The sequence below is a fragment of the Zwartia panacis genome (assembly GCF_030410395.1).
In the GTDB taxonomy this organism is placed as follows: Bacteria; Pseudomonadota; Gammaproteobacteria; order Burkholderiales; family Burkholderiaceae_B; genus Zwartia; species Zwartia panacis.
On the sequence record NZ_JAUHHF010000016.1, the window covers coordinates 1 to 22,004 of the forward strand.

Consider the following 22,004-nt stretch of genomic DNA (forward strand, 5'->3'; position numbering starts at 1 on the left):
CTTGGCGCACTGTCGCGCTCAACTGTTCTGATCGGTGCGGCGGCTTGTTGTGCGCAACCGGACAACAAAGCCATGCCCGCCATACTGACTGCTAAAACATACATACGCGTGGATGTCATAACGTTCTCCCTGATACTAGTCAAACTGATTGCCCATCCGAAACAAACGGTGGTGCTCGCGAATCGCGTAACGATCCGTCATCCCTGCGATGTAATCGGCAATCGCACGTGCCTGAGCCGCGGCATCCTCATGCCGATAATCGGGGGGTAACAAGCGGGGCTCATGCACGAAAGCATCAAAAAGCTCTCGCACAATCCGTCGCGCTTTGTTGGTCATCCTCATCACCTTGTAGTGGCGATAGAGATTCTCAAATAGAAACTTCTTTAACGCATCCGCCTCGGCGCGCAGCGCAGGCGAAAAAGCCACCAACGGACCGCAGCGACGCGCAGCGTCGGCATTGGCGGGCGCCGCTGCAGACAGATTGGCTTGGGTAGTCTGCGTCACGTCCGTGATTAACGTATTGATCATACTGCGGATTGTTTCTGCGACAACACGTCGCTCATTCAATGCCGGCCATTTCTGCACCATCGCTGCGTAATGTCGCGCGAAAATAGGAACCGTCTGCAGCTGTTCGATTGTCAACAAACCCGAACGCAGACCATCGTCAATATCATGGTTGTTGTAGGCAATCTCATCGGCCAGATTGGCGAGCTGTGCTTCGAGCGATGGTTGTGTGCGTTCAATAAAACGTTGGCCAACATCGCCCAACAGCCTGGCGTGTGAAAGTGAACAATGCTTGAGTACACCTTCACGCGTTTCAAAACACAAATTCAAACCATTGAAGGCGGCGTAGCGTTCCTCCAACTCGTCAATGACGCGCAAGCTTTGTAAATTGTGCTCAAAACCACCCGCCTCGGGTGCAAACTCTCTCATGCAGGCGTTAAGCTCGTCTTGACCGGCATGGCCAAAAGGGGTGTGGCCTAGATCATGCGCCAGCGCAATCGCTTCTGTCAGGTCTTCGTTCAAGCGCAAGCTGCGCGCGAGCACGCGTGCGATCTGCGCGACTTCGAGAGAATGCGTCAAGCGCGTGCGGAACAGATCTCCTTCGTGATTGATAAAGACCTGTGTTTTGTATTCAAGCCGCCTGAAAGCACCGGCATGGACAATACGATCACGATCACGTTGAAACTCACTACGATTCGTCGGCGCAGGCTCGGCGTGCCGACGACCACGGCTTTCTTCGGAACGCGAGGCGTAGGCAGCGAGCTCAGTCATTGCGATCAAACCGTATTGCGCAAAATCACACGCTCGACTAACTCAGCGGGTGCCCCGCGTCGAATCGCTTCACCAATTTTAGGCATCAACACAAACGTGATTTCACCTGCGCGGGTTTTCTTATCCCCGCGCATCAGGCTCATCCATTGATCGACGCCGCCGAGTCGGGGGCCCACGGTCGGGCAACCAATCGCCTCGACAAGTTTTCGCACGCGCTCAACGTCTGCACTTGGGAATCCTAGCAACTCCGCGGACAAGTCCGCCGCCATGATGAGTCCAGTCCCCACGGCTTCGCCATGCAAAAGCGCGCCATAGCCAGAACCCGCTTCGATCGCATGACCAAATGTATGGCCCAGATTCAAAATTTCACGCAAGCCGCTTTCCCGCTCGTCCTGTGAGACCACCCAGGCCTTGAATTCGCAAGAACGGCGAATCGCGATCGCCAGCAATTCCGGTTCGCGCTCGCGCAAACCGACCGCATTTTTTTCACACCATTCGAAAAAGGGCGCATCCAGAATCAGGCCGTATTTGATGACCTCTGCCAACCCCGCGGACATCTCCCGATCAGGGAGCGTTTTGAGGACATCGGTATCGATCTCGACCGCGATTGGCTGATAAAACGCGCCAATCATGTTTTTGCCAAGCGGATGATTGACCGCGGTTTTGCCGCCAACCGAAGAATCGACCTGGGATAACAAAGTCGTGGGCACCTGGACAAAGCGTACACCGCGCATGTAGACCGCTGCGGCAAAACCGGCCATGTCGCCAATGACGCCACCACCCAACGCGACGATGACCGTGCGTCGATCAAGTTGCGCGCCCAGCATGGCATCAAAAATCTGATTGAGTGTTTCCCACGTCTTGTGGGCCTCGCCGTCGGGCAAGATCACTGGCACGATACGCTTGCCTGTTTGGGCGAGCACCTGCGTCACCTCGTCGCCCATCAGCGCGTGAACCACCGGATTCGTGATGAGCGCGATCGATGTCGCATCGGCCGGAATCGCTTGAGCCAGCGTCGCCAATCGTCCGGGCGCAATATGAATGGGGTAGTGACCACCAGGGGTCTGAACCTGAACGGTTTCTACGGTGTGCATGGTTTGTTCTCTTCGGTGTGGCTCGCGGCGAAATCGGCACGCATGCTGGCCGAGGAGTTACCCGGCCGGCTCTGAGCGGTGCGATCGATCGCCTTGTCAACTTGCCTGAGTCGCTCTACGAGCTGAGCAACAAGATGGTTCACAGAGGTTGTGCCGGTGTCGACCACGACATCCGCCACGGATTCATACAAAGGCTCGCGCATCTCCAGCAGCCCACGCAAAGTCGCTTTGGGATCGGGAGTGGCGAGCAGAGGTCGGTTGCGATCTCGGCTCGTGCGGCGATAGAGCTCCTCGACGCTGGCGCGCAAATACACGACGATGCCGCGGCTCTTGAGCGCACGACGGTTTTCCTCGGCCAACACCGCACCGCCACCCGTCGCCATCACTAAATTGGGCTGCACCGTGCAGTCATCCAACACTTGACACTCACGTTTACGGAACCCTTGCTCGCCTTCGATCTCAAAGATCACTGGTATCCGAACACCACAACGTGCTTCCAGCTCATGATCAAGATCGATGAACTCTCTATGCAATACCCTGGCAAGTGCACGTCCAATGGTGGTCTTGCCAGCACCCATCATCCCGACCAGAAAGATCGGGATGTCATGGGCCAGAGGGCCTGCCGTTTGGGGCAGATCCTGCGTGTCGAGGGACGGATTCGGGTCGCCGGAGGCGTTAGGCTCGGGCGCAAGCGCTTCAGTATTCATGACGTCATTATCCCATTGACCGCTCAGAGACCCAAACAGATCCGGGCAAACCCTCGCAAAACCTTTAAAATGTTCGGCAATGAGCAAATATAACCACCCCCACGACGACGAAGACCAGACGACAGACAAGCCGAAAGGCTCATTCCTCGTCCGGTTTTTACTGAAATTCACGATCCTCACAGCCGGGCTCGCTCTTTGTGCGACCTTGCTGATCGGAATGGCGCTCGCGCTAGCCTGGCCTAACCTGCCAGATCTCAACGCGATGACCGACTATCGCCCCCGCGTGCCTTTGCGTATTTACACCTCGGACAAAGTGCTGATTGGCGAGTTCGGCGAAGAGCGCCGAAATGTCCTGCGCTTTGATGAAATACCCGATGTCATGAAATCCGCCGTACTTTCGGCCGAAGACGACCGTTTCTATCAGCACGGCGGGATTGACTGGATTGGCGTGGTGCGCGCGGGATTGACCAACCTGATCTCCATGCAGAAAAGTCAGGGTGCCAGTACGATCACCATGCAGGTCGCCCGCAATTTCTACCTCTCATCCGAAAAAACCTGGTCTCGCAAGTTTTACGAACTCCTGCTGACCTTCAAAATCGAAGCCAGTCTGTCCAAAGACCAGATTCTTGAGCTCTATCTCAACCAGATTTACCTCGGGCATCGAGCCTATGGATTTGCCGCCGCTTCGCGCGTCTACCTGGGTAAAGAGCTTTCAGAAATCACCGCGGCCGATGCGGCGTTGCTGGCAGGAATCCCCAAGGCTCCCTCGCGCTTTAACCCGATCGCCAATAAACCTCGCGCCGTCTTGCGCCAGCGCTACGTTCTGGGTCGGATGCACTCACTCGGTTACCTGACCGATGCCGAATACAAAGCCGCACTCGCACAACCTGTCGTGATCAAGCCCTCACAGGGCACGCCTGCGGGCGGCTATGCCGTGCATGGCGAATACGCCGCAGAACTGGCGCGTCAGCTGATGATCAGCATCTATCCTGACAATGTCTACACGCGAGGATTGAATGTGTACACAACCATTCACTCCAAAGATCAGCAGTGGGCGTATGAGTCGCTCAGAGAAGGCGTGCTGGACTATACGCGTCGCGCGCCCTATCCGGGACCCGAGGCTCAACTGACTCTGCCCAACGGTATCGAAGACGATCCGGCCAAGCTAGACGAATTTTTGGACGGTGTCTTTGACAAGCACCCTGACCGCACCGACATGCTGACCGGCGTCGTGCTCTCTGTCAAACCCACCGAAGTCCGCGTGGCCCGCAGCTCCACCGAGATCGTGGTCATCAACGACAAAAGAGCCTTGGGCGTCATCGCCCGCGCGCTCAACCCCAAAGCCCCAGCCGCACTGCGTCTACAGCGGGGTTCTGTGGTGTATTTGCACAAAGCTCCCACCTACTGGGAAATCCTGAATCTACCCACGGTTCAGGCGGCTTTTGTCGCCATGATCCCCCAGGACGGTGCACTTCGCGCCATGGTCGGCGGCTTTGACTTCTATCACGGCAATTTCAACCGTGTCACACAAGCGTGGCGCCAGCCGGGTTCCGCGTTCAAACCGTTCATCTATGCGGCTTCGCTTGAGCGAGGCTTAACGCCTGGCACCATGATCTCTGACCAACCTTTTGAACTGACCGCTGAGCAAACAGGTTCTGGCAAAGCATGGACGCCTAAAAACTACGGCGGCGAATACGCGGAAATGCTGTCCATGCGCGAGGCAATCGCCCGCTCGAAAAACATGGTCTCGATCCGGATCTTGCAATCCATCGGTCCCCAATACGCACAGGAATACATTGCCCGCTTTGGTTTTGACAAAGCCAAGCATCCCGCTGTCTTGCCCATGGCGCTTGGTTCAGGCGCCGTCACCCCCATGCAGCTGGCAGCAGGCTTTTCCGTATTTGCCAACGGAGGCTACCGTGTCACACCTTATCTGATTGATCATGTGACGGATGCGAACGGTCAGGTGCTGATGCGCGCCAAACCGATTGTCGCGGGCGATTCGGCGGCACGCGCCATCGATGCCCGTACAGCCTATGTGATGGATGATATGTTGCGCGGGGTGGCCACCTCCGGCACGGCCGCACGTTCCAGGCAAGTCCTCAAGCGTGGCGATCTGGCAGGCAAAACCGGCACGACCAACGACTCGGTCGATGCATGGTTTGCAGGCTATACGCCCCAGCTTGTCGGTGTGGCATGGCTCGGCTACGACCAGCCCAAGTCGCTTGGCTCTCGTGAAACGGGTGGTGGCGCTTCCTTGCCAATCTGGCTGGGCTATATGCAACACGCACTCAAGGAGTTCCCGGAACAAAAACGCGGACCTGTGCCCGAAGGTTTGATCGTCGAGGGTGGCAACATGTACTTCAAGGAATTCCCACCCAAAGAGGCCGTTAAAAGCCTAGGCGACCCCAAACAGGACTCTCTGGGTGATTTGCTCGAAACCTTAGGGGGAAGCGGGAGCAGTAACAATCGTGACAGCAACCGCCAGCCGATCGGTAATTAGCGGGCGTCATTCGCAAAAGTGGGGAAGCCGCCGCAAGACGGCTTTCGCTTAGAGTTTGACGACGAGTTGCTGTCCTGTTTCGTTCGAGCAGATTTGGGATAACAGATCGTGCAGATCCAGACCGCCGCGGGTATCTTTCCAATGCTGACCGTCGAATTTGTAATGAAAACCGCCCGAACGCGCGGCTAACCACATCTCATGCAGGGGCGCCTGGCTGTTGATGACAACCTGGTGACCGCTTTCAAAAATGAGATTGAGTACATTGCCGTTGCGTTTGGTTTCCACATCCAGATCAAGTTGTTCAAACCAGTGGTCGGCTTGAGCCTCTATTGCATCTAGAATGGCGGTTGCCCGTGTATGAAATTCAGTATCGTTCATAATCCTTGTCCTCAAAGTTGAGGGAGTGTGCAGTGATTCGCAACATCCATCGTCGCAGTTTTGCAGGCATTGTAGCGATGCTCGCCCTGACGGGCTGGCTGGCTGGCTGTGGTTTCAAGGGACCGCTTTATTTGCCACCACCCAAACCGGTATCGACAGCACCAGCGACATCCGCGCCTGCTCCCGCGGCTCAAATATCATCTGGGCTTATTGTGCTTGAGCTTGCCAGTTAATCACCGAATACCCATAGCCCCAACATGATCGTCACAACACCTATGACAAGCTTCGCCACCCCAGCAGGATCACCCCACTTTCACTACCGCAACGGTGAACTGTTCGCCGAAGGTGTCGCGCTCTCCACGCTTGCCCGCCAGCTCGGCACGCCGCTGTATGTCTATTCACGCGCCGCCTTGGCAACTGCATGGGCGGCCTACCAGGAGGCGATCGGCTCGCACCGGGTACTCGTGTGTTTTGGCATGAAAGCCAACTCGAATCTCGCTGTACTCAAAGAGTTTGCAAGGCTGGGTAGTGGTTTTGACATTGTGTCGGGTGGGGAGCTTGCCCGCGTATTGGCGGCCGGTGCCAATCCCGCCAAGGTTGTATTTTCAGGTGTGGGCAAACAAGACTGGGAAATGCAGGCCGCCCTGGAGGCCGGCGTCAAATGCTTTAACGTCGAGTCACTCCCCGAGCTCAAGCGCCTGTCAGAAGTGGCAAATCGCATTGGAAAACTCGCAGCAGTCTCCCTGCGCGTCAATCCCGATGTCGACGCGCAAACACACCCTTACATCTCCACAGGCTTGAAAGAAAACAAATTCGGCATCGCAATCGAAGAGGCGCCCGCCGCCTATCAACTGGCGAGCACGCTTCCCGGCATTCAAGTGGTGGGCGTGGACTGTCATATCGGCTCACAAATCACAGAGGTCAGCCCCTATCTGGACGCGCTCGACAAGCTCCTCAAGCTCATCGAGCAACTCGTGCGCCAGGGCATCCAGCTCAAGCATCTCGATTTGGGTGGTGGTCTGGGTATCCGCTATGACGACGAAACACCTCTGGCACCCAAGGTGCTACTGGACAAGGTCTTTGCCGAGTTGCGCGCACGCGGTTTTGACCATCTCGAGCTCGTACTCGAGCCCGGTCGCTCACTTGTTGGAAACGCAGGTGTGCTTCTGACAACAGTGCAGTATTTGAAACTCACCGATGCGCGTAACTTCGCGATTGTCGATGCGGCGATGAATGATTTGATGCGCCCAGCCTTGTACGAAGCCTGGCATGGTGTTTTACCTCTCAAACCACGCACAAGTGCCAACACCCTTTATGACGTCGTCGGTCCGGTGTGCGAGAGTGCCGACTGGCTGGCCCGCGCTCGACAACTCGCGCTCGAGCAAGGCGATGTCCTGGCGATTGAATCAGCCGGAGCCTATGGCTTTGTTATGGCGGGCAACTACAACAGTCGACCCCGTCCAGCCGAGGTCATGGTGGATGGCGAAAACTATCATGTGATCCGTCAGCGCGAAACCTTTGCCGATCTAATCCGCGGCGAAAGTTGCCTGCCGGATTAAACGTCAGTGCTTTAAACGTGATTGCTTTAAACGTGATTGCTTTAAATCTACACGCGGCGCGCTGCGTCAGCCCGGATGGATCTGGCCTTTAAAGAGGCCATCAGCATGGGCAACGTCAGCGCCAAACCTGCGGCGACAATCAGTGCAATGCCTGCGAAAGATTGCAGATTCGGCATCTGACCAAAGAAAAGCTCGCCCAACATGACGGCCAGAGCCAGTTGAAAATAATTCAATGGCGCCAGCATCGAGGCAGGGGTCCGTTTAAAGGCGAGGATCAATAAATACTGCCCTACGCCCCCACAGGTTCCCATCAAGAGCATTTCCAACAGATCGCGACCTGTCGGCCAGACCTCAGGCCAAAAGACAGTCATCACGCCTAAGCCCATGAACCAGCAGGTGCTCGCCGCATACACAAACATTTGTTCGCTTTCCACGCGATTGGCAAGCTTGCGGGTGAGGAGCTGCACCATCGCATACGCACATGCCGAGGTGAACATCAAGGCGCAACCGATCAAGGAAAGATCGCCTCCGGGGTTCACGATGAGCAGCATCCCCACCATCCCCACGAGCACAGCGGCATATTGTTTCCATCCAACCCGTTCGCCCAGCACAAAAGGCGCGAGAATGACCACGATCAAGGGTGCGACAAAATAAACCGCCGTGCCTTCGGCAAGTGGTAAATACTGAAGCGCAGGAATAAAGCAAATACCCACTACGCCCAACATCGCCCCGCGCAAAACTAAAAGCAGACGGGCATCCTTAGGTGCATGGATCGAGACGCGTTTGGCGCGCATGATGCTGAAAGCCAGCACCACAATGATGGAGTAACGCGCCATGTTGACCAAAGGCGCCGAGTAGCGATGCACTAGATCCTTGGCCAAGGCATCGAGCAAAGAAAAACATGACAGGGCGCATAAAAAGATCCCACAACCAATCAGCCACTGCCGCTGTTGAGACGCAGCAGAGTCTGACGCAGGTTTCGTTGTGGGTGTCATATCAGGCGAGTCACATCATCAGGAAGTCATGTCAAGCAATAATGTTCAAACTAAGTTGTAACTAAGTCGTGCTCGAAGTGGGATGACGATAGAGCGGAATCAACAACATCAATATCAATACACCCAGCACGGCCATTGCACCGTAACTTAAACCATAACTACCTAGCACGCCGGCCAACACACCAAACAAAGGTGGCCCAACCATCACGCCCAGGAATGTGATGCAAAGCGTACCGCCCGTCGCAACACCGGCCTGACCCTTGGGTGCTTGTCTGGCGATCTCAGCCAGAAACACACCATTCCAGCCAATCGCCGAGGAACCAAAAATCACCAGAACAGGGAACAGGAACCATGGCGAAGACTCTGGACCAAGCAGAGCGGTACCCACCGCGCCAATCACCAGCAACCCCGCGATCACAATCAGCATCATGGTCGCACCCAACCAGCGATCAGACACATATCCCCACAACATGCGGCCAGACACTCCGGCCGCCTGCGCGACAGTCAAGGCGCCACCGGCCGCCACGAGACTCCACCCGAGGTCCTCGTACAAAAATGTCACCAGATAGCCCATCAATGCCATCTGTGCGATCGAAAACATGAAGGACATGTAAGACAACTTGCGCAGCGTGCGATGACTAAAAATCAATTTAAGTGGCAAGACGAAACTTGTCGCCAAAGATGGTCGTACTGTTGGATCTCGATCGTCATCCAGACCTCCACGCAAAGGCTGAACGGCCCAGGCGCAAATCGCGCACGCGATCGCTGCGCAAATAAACGCCCACTGCCAGCCGATCAAGATGTCAAGCGAAGGAACCGTCGCGCCTGCAATCATGCCTCCCAGGGGTACGCCGGTCTGTTTGAGCGAAAACACAAAAGACAGTTTTTCAGGGGGCGTTGATTTGATCAACAGATGTGAACTGGCAGGGGTGATGGGACCGTAACCTGCGCCAATAAAGAGCGCCCCCAAGGCAATCGTTTCGACATAGGGAATCGCACAGAGGAAAAGACCCATGGCAGCAAAAACAAGACCGGTCTGACTCAGCCGTATGGCGCCCCAGCGTTTGACTGCCGCGCCACCCAGCAAGGTGGCCACCATCGCACCAAAATAAGCGAGGGCAACATAGGCGCCCAGATAATTCGTGGAGATCCCAACATCTTTGGCCACTGCCGGTGCAACCACCGGCAGGTTTAACAAGGCCATCGCAACAAGAGACTGTACTGTGAGGGTCGCGAGCAACACGACCCAAGGTTTAGCAGGCGTCAAAGCGCACCATAAGAATGAAGACCTGAAAGAAACATGTTAACGCCCAAAAAGGCGAAACAGGTGACCAACAGACCAACAAGTGCCCAATATGCGGCCATCGTGCCACGCAAGCCTTTCATGAGACGCAAATGCAACCAAGCAGCGTAGTTCAACCAGACGATTAGCGCCCAGGTTTCCTTGGGATCCCACTGCCAGTATGCACCCCAGGCATCGGCAGCCCACAAGGCACCGAGAATCGTCGCGACGGTAAAAAAAGCAAAGCCAATGGCAATCGCCCGATACATGATGTCATCGAGCACTTCAAAAGAAGGCAAGCGTGCGGCAATCTGTGCGCGAAACAGCAAAATCGTACCGACGATCACCGCACCGATTCCGAAATAAATCATCCAGGTCGCGGACAAGCCTTCGGTGCGAAACACCATCGGTTCAGCCGCCAACAAGACGCCCAAAATGAAAAGCGGCGCAAGCTTGAGCCAGGATTTAGTTTGAGCATGCTGTTTGACCAGATAGGCAAAGCCGACCATGGCTGCAAGTGAAAAGGTACCGTAACCGATAAAGTTGGCGGGCACATGGATTTTCATCCACCAGCTTTTCAAGGCAGGGACCAAGGGCTGAATCTGGTAAGCCTCGCGTGTAAATGAATACCAAAGCAAAAACACGACCGAGGAGGTCACCACCAACATCACGAAACCACCCAGCGCGCGCGTACCATATCGACGCTCGTAGTACAGATAAAAAAGAGATGTGACCAGTGCGAACAATACAAACACTTCGTACAAATTACTGACGGGAATATGCCCAAGATCAGGCCCCATCAGATGTCCTTCGCGCCAGCGCACCAGCATCCCCGTTGAACCGGCGAAGACCGCGCCCCAGGTCAAGGCTGTCCCAAGCCATGCCGCCGTGGTACTCACAAACCCTGCCCAATAGCAAAAGGTGGCGATCACGAACAACACCGACATCCAGAGAATAGCGGACTGCGAGGAGAGCAAATACTTTAATAAAAACACTTGCTCGGCGCGCGCGAGATCTCTTTGATACAACCAGATCGCAAACAAGGCAGCGATCGCCATCGCGACCATCAAGGTACGAAGAGGCCGCCAAAGCCAACCTAGCCAAGTCAGCGACGGTACCGCGAGCACCAAGATGGTTTTCTCATACACATCCATCGACTGGCTGTACTGGTTCAGCGCAAAACCTGCACCAATGGCGAGAAATAAGAAAAACAACGCATCCGTCCAGTCAGGGCGGCCGCGTTCGATACGCCCATCACCCGACTCCGACAAATCATCCCAATCGTTTGCAACAGCAGCAGAGGGCTCATTCATAGCGGTATCTCAATGATCAGTGTTGGGGCTTGCCGGTCGGCTAGCCTTGGTTCAGGCGCATCAACGCCTGCTTGAAACGGTCGAATTCCCGATTGAAATCGAGTGTACGCTTTTGCGAAGTCATGGCCGCCAATACTCTCGTACCCCCTGTGGTCTCAGCGGGGCGCAGCCAGACCCAAATCCGGCGATCGCGAACATAAAACATCGTAAAGACGCCTATGATCAGCAGCAAACAGCCGATGTACACGGTGATCTTGCCGGGAGTTCGACTCACCTGGAAAACACTCGCCTGCACATGTTCAAACGTCTTGAGCGTCATCATGATCGGAGAGGGATAGAGCGCCAAGTCAGACAAAGCCGCGACAGAGAGTCTCGACCAGTCGGCGATCTCATCCATTCGCTCGGGCGTATTCGGCAATGGTGCGAGACCGGCACGCTCACGTGCGACGTTTCGCAGCTCCGCAATCGATGATCCCAGCAATCGAATAATGATGTCCGCCGCGCGACGCTGCTCTGGCTCAGGGACATTTTTTTCCAGGAAATTCGAAATCGCCAGCAGCCCACCATTTGCAAAAGTATCCAGAGCCCGTTCAGCCGAGATTTGCAGGGCTTTTTGCTCCTCGGGACTGCCACCGTAACTCGCGACCAGACGTTGCGTCGCCAACAAACGCGCAGCCGGATCAGCCAGCGCCGCTCTCAGGCGCATGAAGTCACCCATCGAGTTTTCCTCATCGACAGGCAGTCTTAAATATCGAAAACCCGTCGCGCCGGGCTCCTGAACGCCTGCCAACATCACACGTGCGCCATCGAGCTCAACGGGCACCATATAGTTGTGAAATAAAGTTGCCTGACCACTCGCATCAATCACGCGATACTCAACGCTAGGGCCAATATTACGCAAATTTTTATTCGTCTTGCCCGCAGCGCTGCCCGTCACGGCCGCGACATGCTCGCCAAGAGGCTTGGGCGCGGACGGCGTTCCGGCCGACAAATCCTCGACATTGATCGGACGAAGTTTAGTCACCTCGACCTTGAGCTCTTTGCCGGCGGACTTCATCGTGACATCGCTAGACTGACCGACACGAGACTTCAGCTCGAAGGACTTGTCGCTTGGCCCGCTCAGTGGGTAACCCACCAGCTCAACCTGGCTGCCACCATCATCGAAGCTCGACTGATACACCGTGACACCCTTGAAGTGCAAAGGCTCGTTGACCTCGATCGTCGCATCGAATTTTTTGCCTGTATCGGGATCCGTCACCTCCACCAGGCTCGCGAAGCGGCTTGGCATTCCCGTGGAGTAATAATCAACGATGAATTTTTTCAAGGCGATACTGAAAGGCAAAGGCTGAACCAGCGCGCCATCATCGATATTGACCACCGCGGAGTCCCGAGCACTTCCTTCAGGGATCAACACATTCGCGCGATAGCTCGGATTATTGACTGACAAACGACCGCGCTCAGGCACATCCGCGATCAACATATTCTCAACAATCGGGGTCTTGCCCATGAACCATACTTGCAAACGCACGGGCAACTCGCTGTCGAGCAAACCGCCCACACAGATGATCACGATCGAAGCATGGGCAAAGATATAGCCTAGACGATTGCCGCTTCCGCGTTTAGCGGCGAGCAAAACTGAATCGCCCTCGTCTCGCTGACGTACGGCATAACCCTGGCGCTTGAGCCAGGCCTGAACAGAAGCCGTTGCCGCGGGAACACCACGTGTTGTATCGAGCTCTACGCGATGATGAAATGACTGCAGGCTGGAGGTGCGAATGTGCTCACGAAACGATCGCGCTTCCTTGAGCATCTTGGGTGCGTTGCGGATGAGACACAGGCTGGTTGAGATCACGAGAAATGCCATCGTGACTAAAAACCACCAGTTGTTATAAATGTGCCAAATCGAAAACCGGTTAAAGATATCGAACCAGAAAGGTCCGAACATATCAATGTAGGCGTTGGCGGATCGACCCTGCGGAATCACCGTACCGATAATGCTTGCCAGACAGATGAAAACCAGCAAGCTGATCGCAAAACGCATCGAACTCAGGAGCTCGATGAAATGTGCGAAGGGTCGTGATGCGGTCTGATTCATGATCGGTTCGATACCATAGGTGCGAAAAAAAAGGGGTGTCTATGCGACTCCCCCTTTTTACTTTCAATCTAACGCTTGACGGTCGAACCGTCTCGATCGCCCTGAGGACGTTTTTTCTAGCGCAATCCAGCTGCGTAATCAGACACCGCCTTGATGTCCGCATCGGACATACGGTCTGCGATTTGGTTCATCATTGCCGAATTACCACGGTGTCCGGCACGGAAGAGCTTGAGCTGGTCTTCGATGTAAGAAGGGAACTGACCACCTAGACGTGGATATTGTGCCGGAATACCTGCGCCGTTGGGGGAATGACACCCAGCGCAAGCAGGGACATTACGCTCAGGAATGCCTGCGCGCCAGATTTTTTGACCACGCTCGACCAGTTTTTCATTGGTAGCCGTCGCGGGCTGAGCCAACTTTTGCAAAGACAAGAAATAAGCCAGGTTATGCATATCGGCTTCGGTCAGGGGCGTTGACATCGCCTGCATAACGGAAGGCGCGCCATCGGCACCCTTGCGAAGTGCTGTCTTGGCGCCAGCTTTAACGCGGAACTCGACGAGCTGTTTGTACAGATACTCGTGCGACTGAGCGGAAATATTAGGGTTGGCAGGGATCGTGCTGTTACCAGCGGCTCCATGACAGGAGGCACAGGCCACAATGCCACGCGCGGCATCGCCTTGTTCGTAGAGCTGCGCGCCTTTGGCAGCGTCAGGCTTGGCGGGGCCCGTCACCGGACCGGCAGCCATACTAGTGGAGACGGCAGACACCCCAAGCAGCAACCCGCTCACAAGCACTATCTTGGACACTACCTTGGACAGCACACGCTTCATTGAAGACCTCGACGCTTGTAATCTTTATAAATCAACAACATCTAAACCCAAGATTATACAATAGCGGTTGAGCTTATTCTTAATGGCCCTCCTAGTGTCCATCTTGCACCGCGCTTCGTTTTTCACTTCAGCCGCCCGGCTGGATCAATTACCCTTTCCTGGAGCCCCGGAAGTTTGCTTCGTGGGTCGCTCCAATGCGGGCAAATCCACAGCCATTAACGTTCTGACCAATCAGAAACGCCTCGCTTTTTCCAGTAAAACGCCAGGTCGCACCCGACTGATCAATATGTTCGGCATCCCTGATCCCCTAGATCCTGAAGGGCATCTCGGTTTTCTGGTCGACCTGCCCGGCTACGGCTATGCCTCGGTGGCCCAACGCGCCAAAGAGGAATGGGCCGATATCCTCGGGGGGTATTTACAGAGCCGGGAATCACTTGCCGGTATTGTCTTGCTGATCGACATCCGCCGGGGCGTCACCGAACTGGACCGTCGCCTGGCTAACTGGATCGCACCCACGGGACGACCTGTCATGGCTTTGCTCACCAAGGCCGACAAGTTTCCCTATGGACAACGCATCAAGGCTGTCTTTGCAGTTAAAAAAGAGCTTGCGGATATCGGTGCGCTCAACGCCATACCGTTTTCCGCCACCGCCCGGATCGGACTCGAAGAAGCTACCTTACAAATCGAAAACTGGATCTCACCCAAGGTCGTACCATGACAACTCCACATCTCATCCTCGCTGACTTTCCCGCCAATCGCCCACGTCGTCTGCGACGCGATGATTTTTCACGACGACTTGTACGTGAGCACTCGCTATCGGTAGATGACCTGATTTATCCTGTCTTCGTTGTCGAAGGCACGGGTGTTCGCCAGCCGATTGCATCCATGCCGGGCATTCACCGCTACTCTCCAGATACGATTCTGGAGGTTGCGCGAGAGTGCGTCGAGCTTGGTATCCCGGTGATGGCACTTTTTCCTGTCATTGAGCCTTCGCTCAAAGCGCTCGATGGCGCCGAGGCGGTGAATCCCAAGGGCCTGATTCCCCGCGTGGTTGCCAGCCTCAAAAAGAACTTTCCAGAGCTGGGATTGCTGACCGACGTCGCACTGGACCCCTATACCAGTCACGGCCAGGATGGTGTGATCGATGAAAACGGCTATGTCATGAACGACATCACCGTCAAAATCCTGACGCAACAAGCCTTGGTTCAGGCCGAGGCCGGCGTCGACATCGTCGCACCTAGCGACATGATGGATGGCAGAATTGGCGCGATTCGCACCGCACTTGAAGCCAACAACTTTATCCACACCCGGATCATGGCGTATTCAGCCAAGTTTGCCAGTGCTTTTTACGGTCCTTTCCGTGACGCAGTGGGCTCGGCCGCCAACCTGGGCAAATCCAACAAGCTTGTCTATCAGATGGATCCAGGCAACATCGATGAAGCTCTGCGCGAAGTCGCTGCCGACCTGCGCGAAGGTGCAGACATGGTGATGGTCAAGCCCGGCATGCCCTATCTGGATGTTTTACGCCGCGTCAAAGACGCCTTTCATGTTCCGACCTTTGCCTATCAGGTCAGCGGTGAGTACGCAATGCTTAAGGCCGCTGCAGCCAACGGCTGGCTCGATCACGACAAAGTCATGATGGAATCGCTGCTTGGCTTCAAACGGGCAGGGGCGGATGGGATTTTGACTTATTTCGCGCCAGCTGCCGCAAAGTTACTCAAGCAAAACAGCTAAACGAATCGCAGCGCTGGGGATCGCTGGACTCAGGCGGTGCCTGTTTCAGGCGGCACTTGTTACGGGCAGCTTTTGTTTCAGGCAGTACTTGTTTCAGGCAGTACTTGTTTCAGGCAGCACTTGTTTTCGCTGCGCTGTTCAAGTCTGCCTGGCGCAACCTCAAGCGCCAGGCGAAAAACCAGGCCAAAAGCGGTAAGCCCACAATGCCGACAGGGAACACCGCCAGTAAACCAAAATTGTCACCAATCCAGGCACAGACCGCCACGCCCAGCGACTGACCCAGAAACAAACACGAAGCAAACAAAGAAACAGCCGAGCCCCGGGCCGCAGGGGCCATCTGCGTCGCGTGTGTCTGCAACACCGCATGTAGAAAGTAATAACCTAAACCAGACAAGATACTGGCCAGCACGCCCCAGTACCAGACCGTCGACAACATAAAAGACCCATAGGCAATCGCCAGGGTCATGCCACCGGTCAATACAAGCCTGCGCTCCCCCAGCCACTTCACGAACTGATTCGCTCTGATCGCGTAAATAAAGGCACCCAACGCAAAAAAGCCACTAATCATGCCCGCCCAGGATACGGGGATGCCATGACGTTCATGTAAAAAAGCGGGCACGAAAGCTAATGGTCCGAACACAAAGAAGCCTTCGATCAAAACAACTACCAACACCATGATGGCCCAGCGCGTCGAAACGACCTGCTTAAGTGGTCCGAAAATGCGCGCCCCTTGCGTGGGTGTATGGACTTTTTCCGGAACACTGCTGCGTCGTGAAATCAACAAACCTCCGACAATGAAATAGACTGCCGCCATCCAGACAAACGCCCAACGCCATCCAATCGTATCCGCGAAAACACCCCCCAGAAGCTGACCAAGCGCCATACCGGAAATAGAGCCCAGCAAGAACCGCGCAAGTGTCGCCTGTCGCTGCTCGTACGCGACATGATCACCGATCCAGGCCATCGACAAGGGAACAATCGCCGCCGCTGTGGCCCCTGAAATAAGCCGACCCATTTCGATGACCTCAAGGCTCGGTGCGAACACAACAATCAAGGCCCCGATTGCGCAGCCAAGAGTCGCCCAGGAAACCACGTTGAATTTTCCATATCGATCGCCAAGCGGGCCGTAAAAGAACTGCATGATGCCGTAGGCAATCGCAAACAAGGTCACAGTGCCTGATGTTTGTGCGGTACGTACACCGAACTCCTCGGCGAACACCGGCAATAAAGGATCACAAATTCGAAAAGAGGTCGTTGCTGCACAAGCCGCCAGGGCAAACAAAATAATGACTGATGTCGTGGATTTCGGTTGATTGCCTTCGGTTCGATCCTGCTGTGGCGCTTGTGTCATGTTGTCTCTGATTTTTATCACTGAATTACTTTAGCGCACGATCCAGACTTGCAGCAAAACGAGTGGCATCTTGGAAGCCCACGACTCTCACGTCTTTTCTCTCTTGGCCGCCTGGCCTGAAAAAAATAATTCCAGGCGGTCCGAATAGGCGGAATTTTTTCATCAGGGCGCGATCGTCAGCATTATTTGCGGTGACGTCCACCTGCAACAACAGCATTTGACTCATGCGTTGCACGACGCGCGGATCGACAAAGGTGAAAGCCTCCATTTCTTTGCATGACACACACCAGTCAGCATAAAAGTCCAGCATCACAGGGCGTGTCGACTGCTCAAGTAAGCGCTCAAGCTCTGCAACCGTTTTGACACGCTGAAAACTTGGATGCGCGCTCGAAGCTGGAGAACCAAGCAATTGTTTTTTCACCGATGAAGTCGCGACTGCAACGCCTTCGGCTTGCCCCAAGGATGGCGAGGAATTCACAAGACTGCTCTGGACACTTTGTACGTTCTGTGGCGCAGCCGAAGAATTGCTCATGATCGAAAGATGATTCAAAGGCTGTAGTAATGATCGACCACCGCTTGCCACACCAAGAATCCACACCGTACTTAAAACGATTAATAACAAACCCAAGGTTTTGCGGCACACTGCACCTAACCCTGCTTCGTTCGTGAGCGGATCGAAAGGACGCAGCAAAACAGCTGCAAACATCGCGAACACCGCCCAGCCTAGTATCTGAAGCCACGTGGGCAAAAGCGGCGTCACCATCCACCATGCCGTCGCGAGCAGTAACAGTCCAAAAAACTGTTTCACACCTTCCATCCATGATCCCGCTCTCGGCATAAGCTTGCCAGCTGATGCGCCCATCAATAGCAGCGGCCCCCCCATTCCCCAGGCCATGGCAAACAAAGCGGAGCCACCTAACCAAACATCCCCTGTCTGAGAGATGTAGAGCAGTGCACCCGCCAGGGGTGCAGCGACACACGGTCCAACAATCAATGCGGACACAGCGCCCATGAGGATCGCCGCACTCATTTTTCCGCCAAGGATATGAGAATTTTTTGCCATCAGTCGCGACTGGATCACAGAAGGCATTTGCAATGTATACACATCGAACATCGCAAGCGCGAGAACCGCGAGCAGGAGCGCAAAAAATCCGAGCACCCAGGGTGTTTGAAGCCAAGCCGCGAGCCCCGCACCGCTCAAGCCCGCCGCGATGCCAAGTGCCGTATACACAACCGACATACCTGCGACATAACCCAGTGCAAGCGCAAAGCCTCTTGCTTTGGACACATGCTGCTGCTCGCCCACCAACAGCACCGAAAGTATCGGCAGCATCGGTAGCACACAAGGTGTCAGCGCAAGCAATAGCCCGAGCACAAAGAACAACAGCACAATTTCAATCGCACCGGTGGAAGACAATAGATCAGCAAGTCCCACATCACTGCCACCAAAGAGCAGCTCAGACCATTGACCCTGTTGAAGCCGTTCAAAAAAACTCAATGTCATCACCGTCGACTCAACCAAATAACCGATCGTCTGTGGAGTGGCCTGCATCTTGACAATGAAGTCCATGGGCGGGTAACAAATTCCTGCCTCTGCACAACCTTGCCCCGTGATGGTCAATAGGAAAGGTGATTGCTGTACGCCATCAGGCCAAGCAGAAATTGGCAGCGTAATCACGGCTTCTTTGAAAAACAACTCCATCTGTCGGTCAAAGGTAGGATCGTGCTTAACCTTTCCAACGGGAAACTTTGCCTCGCCGAGTTTGACTACATCGGTATCTAATTTGAAAGCGAATTGCTCTCGGTACATGTAGTAACCGTTCGCGATGTTGAAGCGCAATCGCACATGACTTGCGTCAGCCATTTCTGCCTGAAGAATGAATGCTTTTTCAGGATCAAGGAAATTTTCTTGATTGGCACGTGTCGTCGATGCGAAGAACGCAACGACGAGCGTGGCTAAAAACAAAGTCAGGCGCAACATCGCCTGAAAACTGGAAATAGATTGAACTGTACTCATGGCTTCGTACCACTTTCGTTCGTATCGTTGGTTTTCTGAATGCTTGTATCCGTACCGCTTATGCTTATGCCGCTCGTCAGACTCCTGACCCAGTCAAGATAGGGGCCATAGCCACCCAAGGTCGGCATGACAAGGGCTTCGGGTATGTCATAGGGATGAAGCGCCACCAAACGCTCGATCATTGCATGTTGCTTGTCGCAGGTGGTTTTAATTATCATGGGGATTTCCTCAGCCCCTTCGACTTCCCCTTTCCACCCATAGATCGACAACATGGGTGTACCAATATTGACACACGCCGCGAGCTGTTCTTCGATCAATAGGTGCGCGATACGTTTAGCCAGTAAAAGATCTGGCACGTTCGTCATGACCACCACGATTGCTTGCTCAGGCATGTTGACTCATCTTTAAGCTGTATGCCTACGATTGTATCGACATCCAGATTCGCAAACATCCAGAGAACACAAAAAAGCCCCGGATTAACCGAGGCTTTTAAGATAAAGCATTAGTCACTGACTAATACTGGGCATTGACCTTACTCAGCTGCTGAGTCCGCTGCGGCTTCTTCAACCACTGGACGATCCACCAGCTCCATGAACGCCATGGGTGCATTATCGCCTTGGCGATAGCCCATCTTCAGAATACGGGTATAACCGCCGTTACGAGCGGCATAACGTGGGCCGATTTCAGCAAACAACTTCACCACGAGTTCACGGTCACGCAAACGGGCGAAAGCCAAACGCTTGTTCGCCAGAGTGGGAGTTTTACCCATTGTGATCAAAGGCTCAACGATACGACGCAGTTCTTTTGCTTTAGGCAAAGTGGTCTTAATCGCTTCGTGTGTCAGCAAGGCAACTGCCATGTTGCGAAACATCGCAAGACGGTGGCTGCTTGTACGATTGAGCTTACGTAATCCATTACCGTGACGCATGATACTTTCCTTATTGAATCTATGATGAGCAAAAGCGCTCTGAATTCAGCTCTTCGATCAGCAAACATATGCTGCGGGCCGATTTGTATTGCTGTACTACATCTGCAACAAAGCCTTACATTTTAGCACTGACAAGAACCTTGGAGACCTTGTCTCTTTTGGTTCTTGTTTCAAGCAGCTGAACCAAATGTCCTTATGGACGCTCGAGTCCCATCGGTGGCCAGTTTTCCAGCTTCATGCCTAGTGTCAAGCCGCGTGCAGCCAACACTTCCTTGATCTCATTGAGTGACTTGCGACCCAGATTAGGCGTCTTGAGCAACTCGTTTTCGGTGCACTGGATCAGATCACCGATGTAATAAATATTTTCGGCCTTGAGGCAGTTCGCTGAACGAACAGTCAATTCAAGATCATCGACTGGGCGCAAGAGCACTGGATCAATCTGTGGTGCGCCACGGCTTGGTGCTTCGTAGGAATCACCAGCGCCTTCGAGAGCTGCGAAAACAGAAATTTGATCCATCAGAATGCGTGCAGACTGACGCACAGCTTCTTCGGGGCTGATCACACCATTTGTTTCGACATCCAGAACAAGCTTGTCGAGGTCGGTGCGCTGCTCAACGCGAGCGTTTTCCACAGCGTAGCTGACGCGACGTACTGGACTAAAAGAAGCATCCAGCACAATACGACCGATCGTGTGTGCACGGTCATCAATCAATGCACGCACATTACCTGGAACATAGCCACGGCCTTTTTCAACCTTGATTTGCATTTCAAGTTTGCCGGAATCAGTCAGCGTAGCGATCACCTGTGATGGATTCACAATCTCAACATCATGGGGGAGCTCAATGTCCGAAGCCAAAACTGGACCTGCACCTTGCTTGCGCAAAGTCAGCGTCACATCGTCGCGGCTGTGCAGCTTGAACACTACACCTTTCAGGTTCAACAAAATATCTACAACGTCTTCACGCACACCTGGGATCGTTGAGTACTCATGCACGACGCCTGTGATCTGAACCTCGGTTGGTGCGTAACCAGACATCGAAGAAAGCAAAATACGGCGCAGCGCGTTTCCAAGCGTATGGCCGTAGCCGCGCTCGAAAGGCTCCATAATGATCTTGGCATGATTTGGGCCGACTGGTTCGACTTCGATCGAACGTGGCTTGAGAAAACCTTGTGACATTGCGATGGTCCTTTTTCAATACCCTCGGCTCGTTACACCGATAAGGCTGATGGATAAGACTGACAGGGAAAGCAAATTACTAAAAATAGATATGGCGTATGCGGCAAAAGCTGCATACGCCACTTAAAGCGAGCGATTAGCGTGAATACAATTCAACGACCATCGATTCGTTGATGTCGCGAGCGACATCAGCACGATCTGGAACCTGTTTGAACGTTCCAACAAGCTTAGCGGTGTCGACTTCGACCCACTGTGGGAAGCCATTGCCAGAAGCCAGATCCACAGCTTCGCGAATACGCGCTTGTGATTTTGACTTTTCGCGGATAGCGACCACGTCACCAGACTTGATCAACATCGAAGGAATATCAGCTGTACGACCATTCAACTCAATCGCACGATGCGACACGAGTTGACGAGCTTCGGCGCGAGTTGAGCCAAAACCCATACGGTAAACGACGTTGTCGAGACGCGACTCAAGCAACTGGATCAACTGCTCGCCAGTATTGCCTTTGCGACGCTCAGCTTCTGCAAAGTACTTGCGGAACTGTTTTTCCATAATGCCATACATGCGCTTAAGCTTTTGCTTCTCGCGCAGCTGTAAACCGTAGTCTGATGTACGGGCACCTGAGGTGCGACCGTGCTGACCAGGCTTGGAATCAAGCTTACACTTTGACTCGAGAGAGCGACGTGCGCTCTTTAAGAAAAGATCAATGCCCTCGCGACGCGAGAGTTTGCATTTGGGACCGGTATAACGTGCCATGTGGGT

Annotated in this window: 20 protein-coding genes; 5 read left to right on the forward strand and 15 right to left on the reverse strand. The window is 54.2% G+C overall.

Annotated elements, in window-relative coordinates:
- Nucleotides 1–135: 135 nt before the first annotated feature.
- The 3 genes from QWY30_RS15030 to QWY30_RS15040 are packed head-to-tail and all read right to left on the reverse strand — an operon-like array spanning nucleotide 136 to nucleotide 3,076.
- On the reverse strand, nucleotides 136–1,275 hold the full coding sequence (locus tag QWY30_RS15030; RefSeq protein WP_290242387.1) for a deoxyguanosinetriphosphate triphosphohydrolase: 1,140 nt from the start codon (nucleotides 1,273–1,275) through the stop codon (nucleotides 136–138).
- A gap of 5 nt (nucleotides 1,276–1,280) precedes the next feature.
- A complete protein-coding gene (gene aroB / locus QWY30_RS15035) occupies nucleotides 1,281–2,369 on the reverse strand; it encodes a 3-dehydroquinate synthase (protein WP_290242390.1) in 1,089 nt (362 codons plus the stop codon).
- A complete protein-coding gene (locus QWY30_RS15040) occupies nucleotides 2,357–3,076 on the reverse strand; it encodes a shikimate kinase (RefSeq protein WP_290242392.1) in 720 nt (239 codons plus the stop codon). Before QWY30_RS15040 ends, aroB begins: the two co-directional genes overlap by 13 nt.
- A gap of 79 nt (nucleotides 3,077–3,155) precedes the next feature.
- Here QWY30_RS15040 and QWY30_RS15045 point away from each other — a divergent pair, with 79 nt between their 5' ends.
- Nucleotides 3,156–5,579 carry a penicillin-binding protein 1A gene (locus QWY30_RS15045; RefSeq protein WP_290242393.1) on the forward strand — a complete coding sequence of 808 codons (2,424 nt, stop codon included), beginning with the start codon at nucleotides 3,156–3,158 and terminating at the stop codon, nucleotides 5,577–5,579.
- Nucleotides 5,580–5,627: 48 nt separating this feature from the next.
- On the opposite strand, the gene cyaY is transcribed toward QWY30_RS15045, so the two are convergent.
- Nucleotides 5,628–5,957, reverse strand: coding sequence for an iron donor protein CyaY (cyaY, locus tag QWY30_RS15050; protein WP_290242395.1), 330 nt, complete (start codon nucleotides 5,955–5,957; stop codon nucleotides 5,628–5,630).
- Nucleotides 5,958–5,989: 32 nt separating this feature from the next.
- Between cyaY and lptM the strand changes: the two genes are divergently transcribed.
- Nucleotides 5,990–6,190 carry an LPS translocon maturation chaperone LptM gene (lptM, locus tag QWY30_RS15055; protein WP_290242396.1) on the forward strand — a complete coding sequence of 67 codons (201 nt, stop codon included), beginning with the start codon at nucleotides 5,990–5,992 and terminating at the stop codon, nucleotides 6,188–6,190.
- A gap of 24 nt (nucleotides 6,191–6,214) precedes the next feature.
- Nucleotides 6,215–7,516: a diaminopimelate decarboxylase gene (gene lysA / locus QWY30_RS15060; protein ID WP_435433418.1), complete on the forward strand. Its 1,302-nt coding sequence runs from the start codon at nucleotides 6,215–6,217 to the stop codon at nucleotides 7,514–7,516.
- A 47-nt stretch (nucleotides 7,517–7,563) separates the two neighbouring features.
- Here lysA and QWY30_RS15065 read toward each other — a convergent pair whose 3' ends face one another.
- From QWY30_RS15065 to QWY30_RS15085, 5 genes are all read right to left on the reverse strand, one after another.
- Nucleotides 7,564–8,511, reverse strand: a complete 948-nt coding sequence (locus QWY30_RS15065; RefSeq protein WP_290242397.1) for a DMT family transporter — start codon at nucleotides 8,509–8,511, stop codon at nucleotides 7,564–7,566.
- Nucleotides 8,512–8,572: 61 nt separating this feature from the next.
- Nucleotides 8,573–9,778 carry an MFS transporter gene (locus tag QWY30_RS15070; RefSeq protein ID WP_290242398.1) on the reverse strand — a complete coding sequence of 402 codons (1,206 nt, stop codon included), beginning with the start codon at nucleotides 9,776–9,778 and terminating at the stop codon, nucleotides 8,573–8,575.
- A complete protein-coding gene (gene ccsB, locus QWY30_RS15075; RefSeq protein WP_290242399.1) occupies nucleotides 9,775–11,106 on the reverse strand; it encodes a c-type cytochrome biogenesis protein CcsB in 1,332 nt (443 codons plus the stop codon). Before ccsB ends, QWY30_RS15070 begins: the two co-directional genes overlap by 4 nt.
- A 40-nt stretch (nucleotides 11,107–11,146) precedes the next feature.
- Nucleotides 11,147–13,201: a cytochrome c biogenesis protein ResB gene (locus QWY30_RS15080; RefSeq protein WP_290242400.1), complete on the reverse strand. Its 2,055-nt coding sequence runs from the start codon at nucleotides 13,199–13,201 to the stop codon at nucleotides 11,147–11,149.
- A 116-nt stretch (nucleotides 13,202–13,317) separates the two neighbouring features.
- Nucleotides 13,318–14,031 (reverse strand): c-type cytochrome, encoded by a 714-nt coding sequence (locus tag QWY30_RS15085; protein WP_435433419.1) that lies wholly within the window; start codon nucleotides 14,029–14,031, stop codon nucleotides 13,318–13,320.
- Between the two features lie 94 nt (nucleotides 14,032–14,125).
- On the opposite strand from QWY30_RS15085, the gene yihA reads away from it, so the two are divergent.
- Together yihA and hemB are read left to right on the forward strand one after the other, a co-directional pair.
- Nucleotides 14,126–14,749: a ribosome biogenesis GTP-binding protein YihA/YsxC gene (gene yihA / locus QWY30_RS15090; protein ID WP_290242455.1), complete on the forward strand. Its 624-nt coding sequence runs from the start codon at nucleotides 14,126–14,128 to the stop codon at nucleotides 14,747–14,749.
- Nucleotides 14,746–15,765: a porphobilinogen synthase gene (hemB, locus tag QWY30_RS15095; protein ID WP_290242401.1), complete on the forward strand. Its 1,020-nt coding sequence runs from the start codon at nucleotides 14,746–14,748 to the stop codon at nucleotides 15,763–15,765. Before yihA ends, hemB begins: the two co-directional genes overlap by 4 nt.
- Before the next feature lie 109 nt (nucleotides 15,766–15,874).
- Here hemB and QWY30_RS15100 read toward each other — a convergent pair whose 3' ends face one another.
- The 6 genes from QWY30_RS15100 to rpsD all read right to left on the reverse strand — a co-directional run bounded on the left by QWY30_RS15100 (nucleotide 15,875) and on the right by rpsD (nucleotide 21,998).
- On the reverse strand, nucleotides 15,875–17,116 hold the full coding sequence (locus QWY30_RS15100; protein ID WP_290242402.1) for an MFS transporter: 1,242 nt from the start codon (nucleotides 17,114–17,116) through the stop codon (nucleotides 15,875–15,877).
- Nucleotides 17,117–17,141: 25 nt separating this feature from the next.
- Nucleotides 17,142–19,133 carry a protein-disulfide reductase DsbD gene (gene dsbD / locus QWY30_RS15105; protein WP_290242403.1) on the reverse strand — a complete coding sequence of 664 codons (1,992 nt, stop codon included), beginning with the start codon at nucleotides 19,131–19,133 and terminating at the stop codon, nucleotides 17,142–17,144.
- The gene (gene cutA, locus QWY30_RS15110; protein WP_290242404.1) at nucleotides 19,130–19,525 is read right to left on the reverse strand and encodes a divalent-cation tolerance protein CutA; all 396 of its coding nucleotides are present in this window, start codon (nucleotides 19,523–19,525) and stop codon (nucleotides 19,130–19,132) included. Before cutA ends, dsbD begins: the two co-directional genes overlap by 4 nt.
- Nucleotides 19,526–19,665: 140 nt before the next feature.
- On the reverse strand, nucleotides 19,666–20,061 hold the full coding sequence (gene rplQ / locus QWY30_RS15115) for a 50S ribosomal protein L17 (RefSeq protein ID WP_290242405.1): 396 nt from the start codon (nucleotides 20,059–20,061) through the stop codon (nucleotides 19,666–19,668).
- Nucleotides 20,062–20,254: 193 nt separating this feature from the next.
- Complete coding sequence (locus QWY30_RS15120; protein ID WP_290242406.1) at nucleotides 20,255–21,238, reverse strand: DNA-directed RNA polymerase subunit alpha; 984 nt, start codon at nucleotides 21,236–21,238, stop codon at nucleotides 20,255–20,257.
- Nucleotides 21,239–21,374: 136 nt separating this feature from the next.
- Nucleotides 21,375–21,998: a 30S ribosomal protein S4 gene (gene rpsD, locus QWY30_RS15125; protein WP_290242408.1), complete on the reverse strand. Its 624-nt coding sequence runs from the start codon at nucleotides 21,996–21,998 to the stop codon at nucleotides 21,375–21,377.
- Nucleotides 21,999–22,004: the final 6 nt, after the last annotated feature.

What these genes read in the sequence shown, in the direction of transcription:
- QWY30_RS15030 (WP_290242387.1), bottom strand. Translation starts at nt 1,275, where the DNA reads ATGACTGAGCTCGCTGCCTACGCCTCGCGTTCCGAAGAAAGCCGTGGT.
- aroB (WP_290242390.1), bottom strand. Translation starts at nt 2,369, where the DNA reads ATGCACACCGTAGAAACCGTTCAGGTTCAGACCCCTGGTGGTCACTAC.
- QWY30_RS15040 (WP_290242392.1), bottom strand. Translation starts at nt 3,076, where the DNA reads ATGAATACTGAAGCGCTTGCGCCCGAGCCTAACGCCTCCGGCGACCCG.
- QWY30_RS15045 (WP_290242393.1), top strand. Translation starts at nt 3,156, where the DNA reads ATGAGCAAATATAACCACCCCCACGACGACGAAGACCAGACGACAGAC.
- cyaY (WP_290242395.1), bottom strand. Translation starts at nt 5,957, where the DNA reads ATGAACGATACTGAATTTCATACACGGGCAACCGCCATTCTAGATGCA.
- lysA (WP_435433418.1), top strand. Translation starts at nt 6,215, where the DNA reads ATGATCGTCACAACACCTATGACAAGCTTCGCCACCCCAGCAGGATCA.
- QWY30_RS15065 (WP_290242397.1), bottom strand. Translation starts at nt 8,511, where the DNA reads ATGACACCCACAACGAAACCTGCGTCAGACTCTGCTGCGTCTCAACAG.
- ccsB (WP_290242399.1), bottom strand. Translation starts at nt 11,106, where the DNA reads ATGAATGAGCCCTCTGCTGCTGTTGCAAACGATTGGGATGATTTGTCG.
- QWY30_RS15080 (WP_290242400.1), bottom strand. Translation starts at nt 13,201, where the DNA reads ATGAATCAGACCGCATCACGACCCTTCGCACATTTCATCGAGCTCCTG.
- QWY30_RS15085 (WP_435433419.1), bottom strand. Translation starts at nt 14,031, where the DNA reads ATGAAGCGTGTGCTGTCCAAGGTAGTGTCCAAGATAGTGCTTGTGAGC.
- hemB (WP_290242401.1), top strand. Translation starts at nt 14,746, where the DNA reads ATGACAACTCCACATCTCATCCTCGCTGACTTTCCCGCCAATCGCCCA.
- QWY30_RS15100 (WP_290242402.1), bottom strand. Translation starts at nt 17,116, where the DNA reads ATGACACAAGCGCCACAGCAGGATCGAACCGAAGGCAATCAACCGAAA.
- dsbD (WP_290242403.1), bottom strand. Translation starts at nt 19,133, where the DNA reads ATGAGTACAGTTCAATCTATTTCCAGTTTTCAGGCGATGTTGCGCCTG.
- cutA (WP_290242404.1), bottom strand. Translation starts at nt 19,525, where the DNA reads ATGCCTGAGCAAGCAATCGTGGTGGTCATGACGAACGTGCCAGATCTT.
- rplQ (WP_290242405.1), bottom strand. Translation starts at nt 20,061, where the DNA reads ATGCGTCACGGTAATGGATTACGTAAGCTCAATCGTACAAGCAGCCAC.
- QWY30_RS15120 (WP_290242406.1), bottom strand. Translation starts at nt 21,238, where the DNA reads ATGTCACAAGGTTTTCTCAAGCCACGTTCGATCGAAGTCGAACCAGTC.
- rpsD (WP_290242408.1), bottom strand. Translation starts at nt 21,998, where the DNA reads ATGGCACGTTATACCGGTCCCAAATGCAAACTCTCGCGTCGCGAGGGC.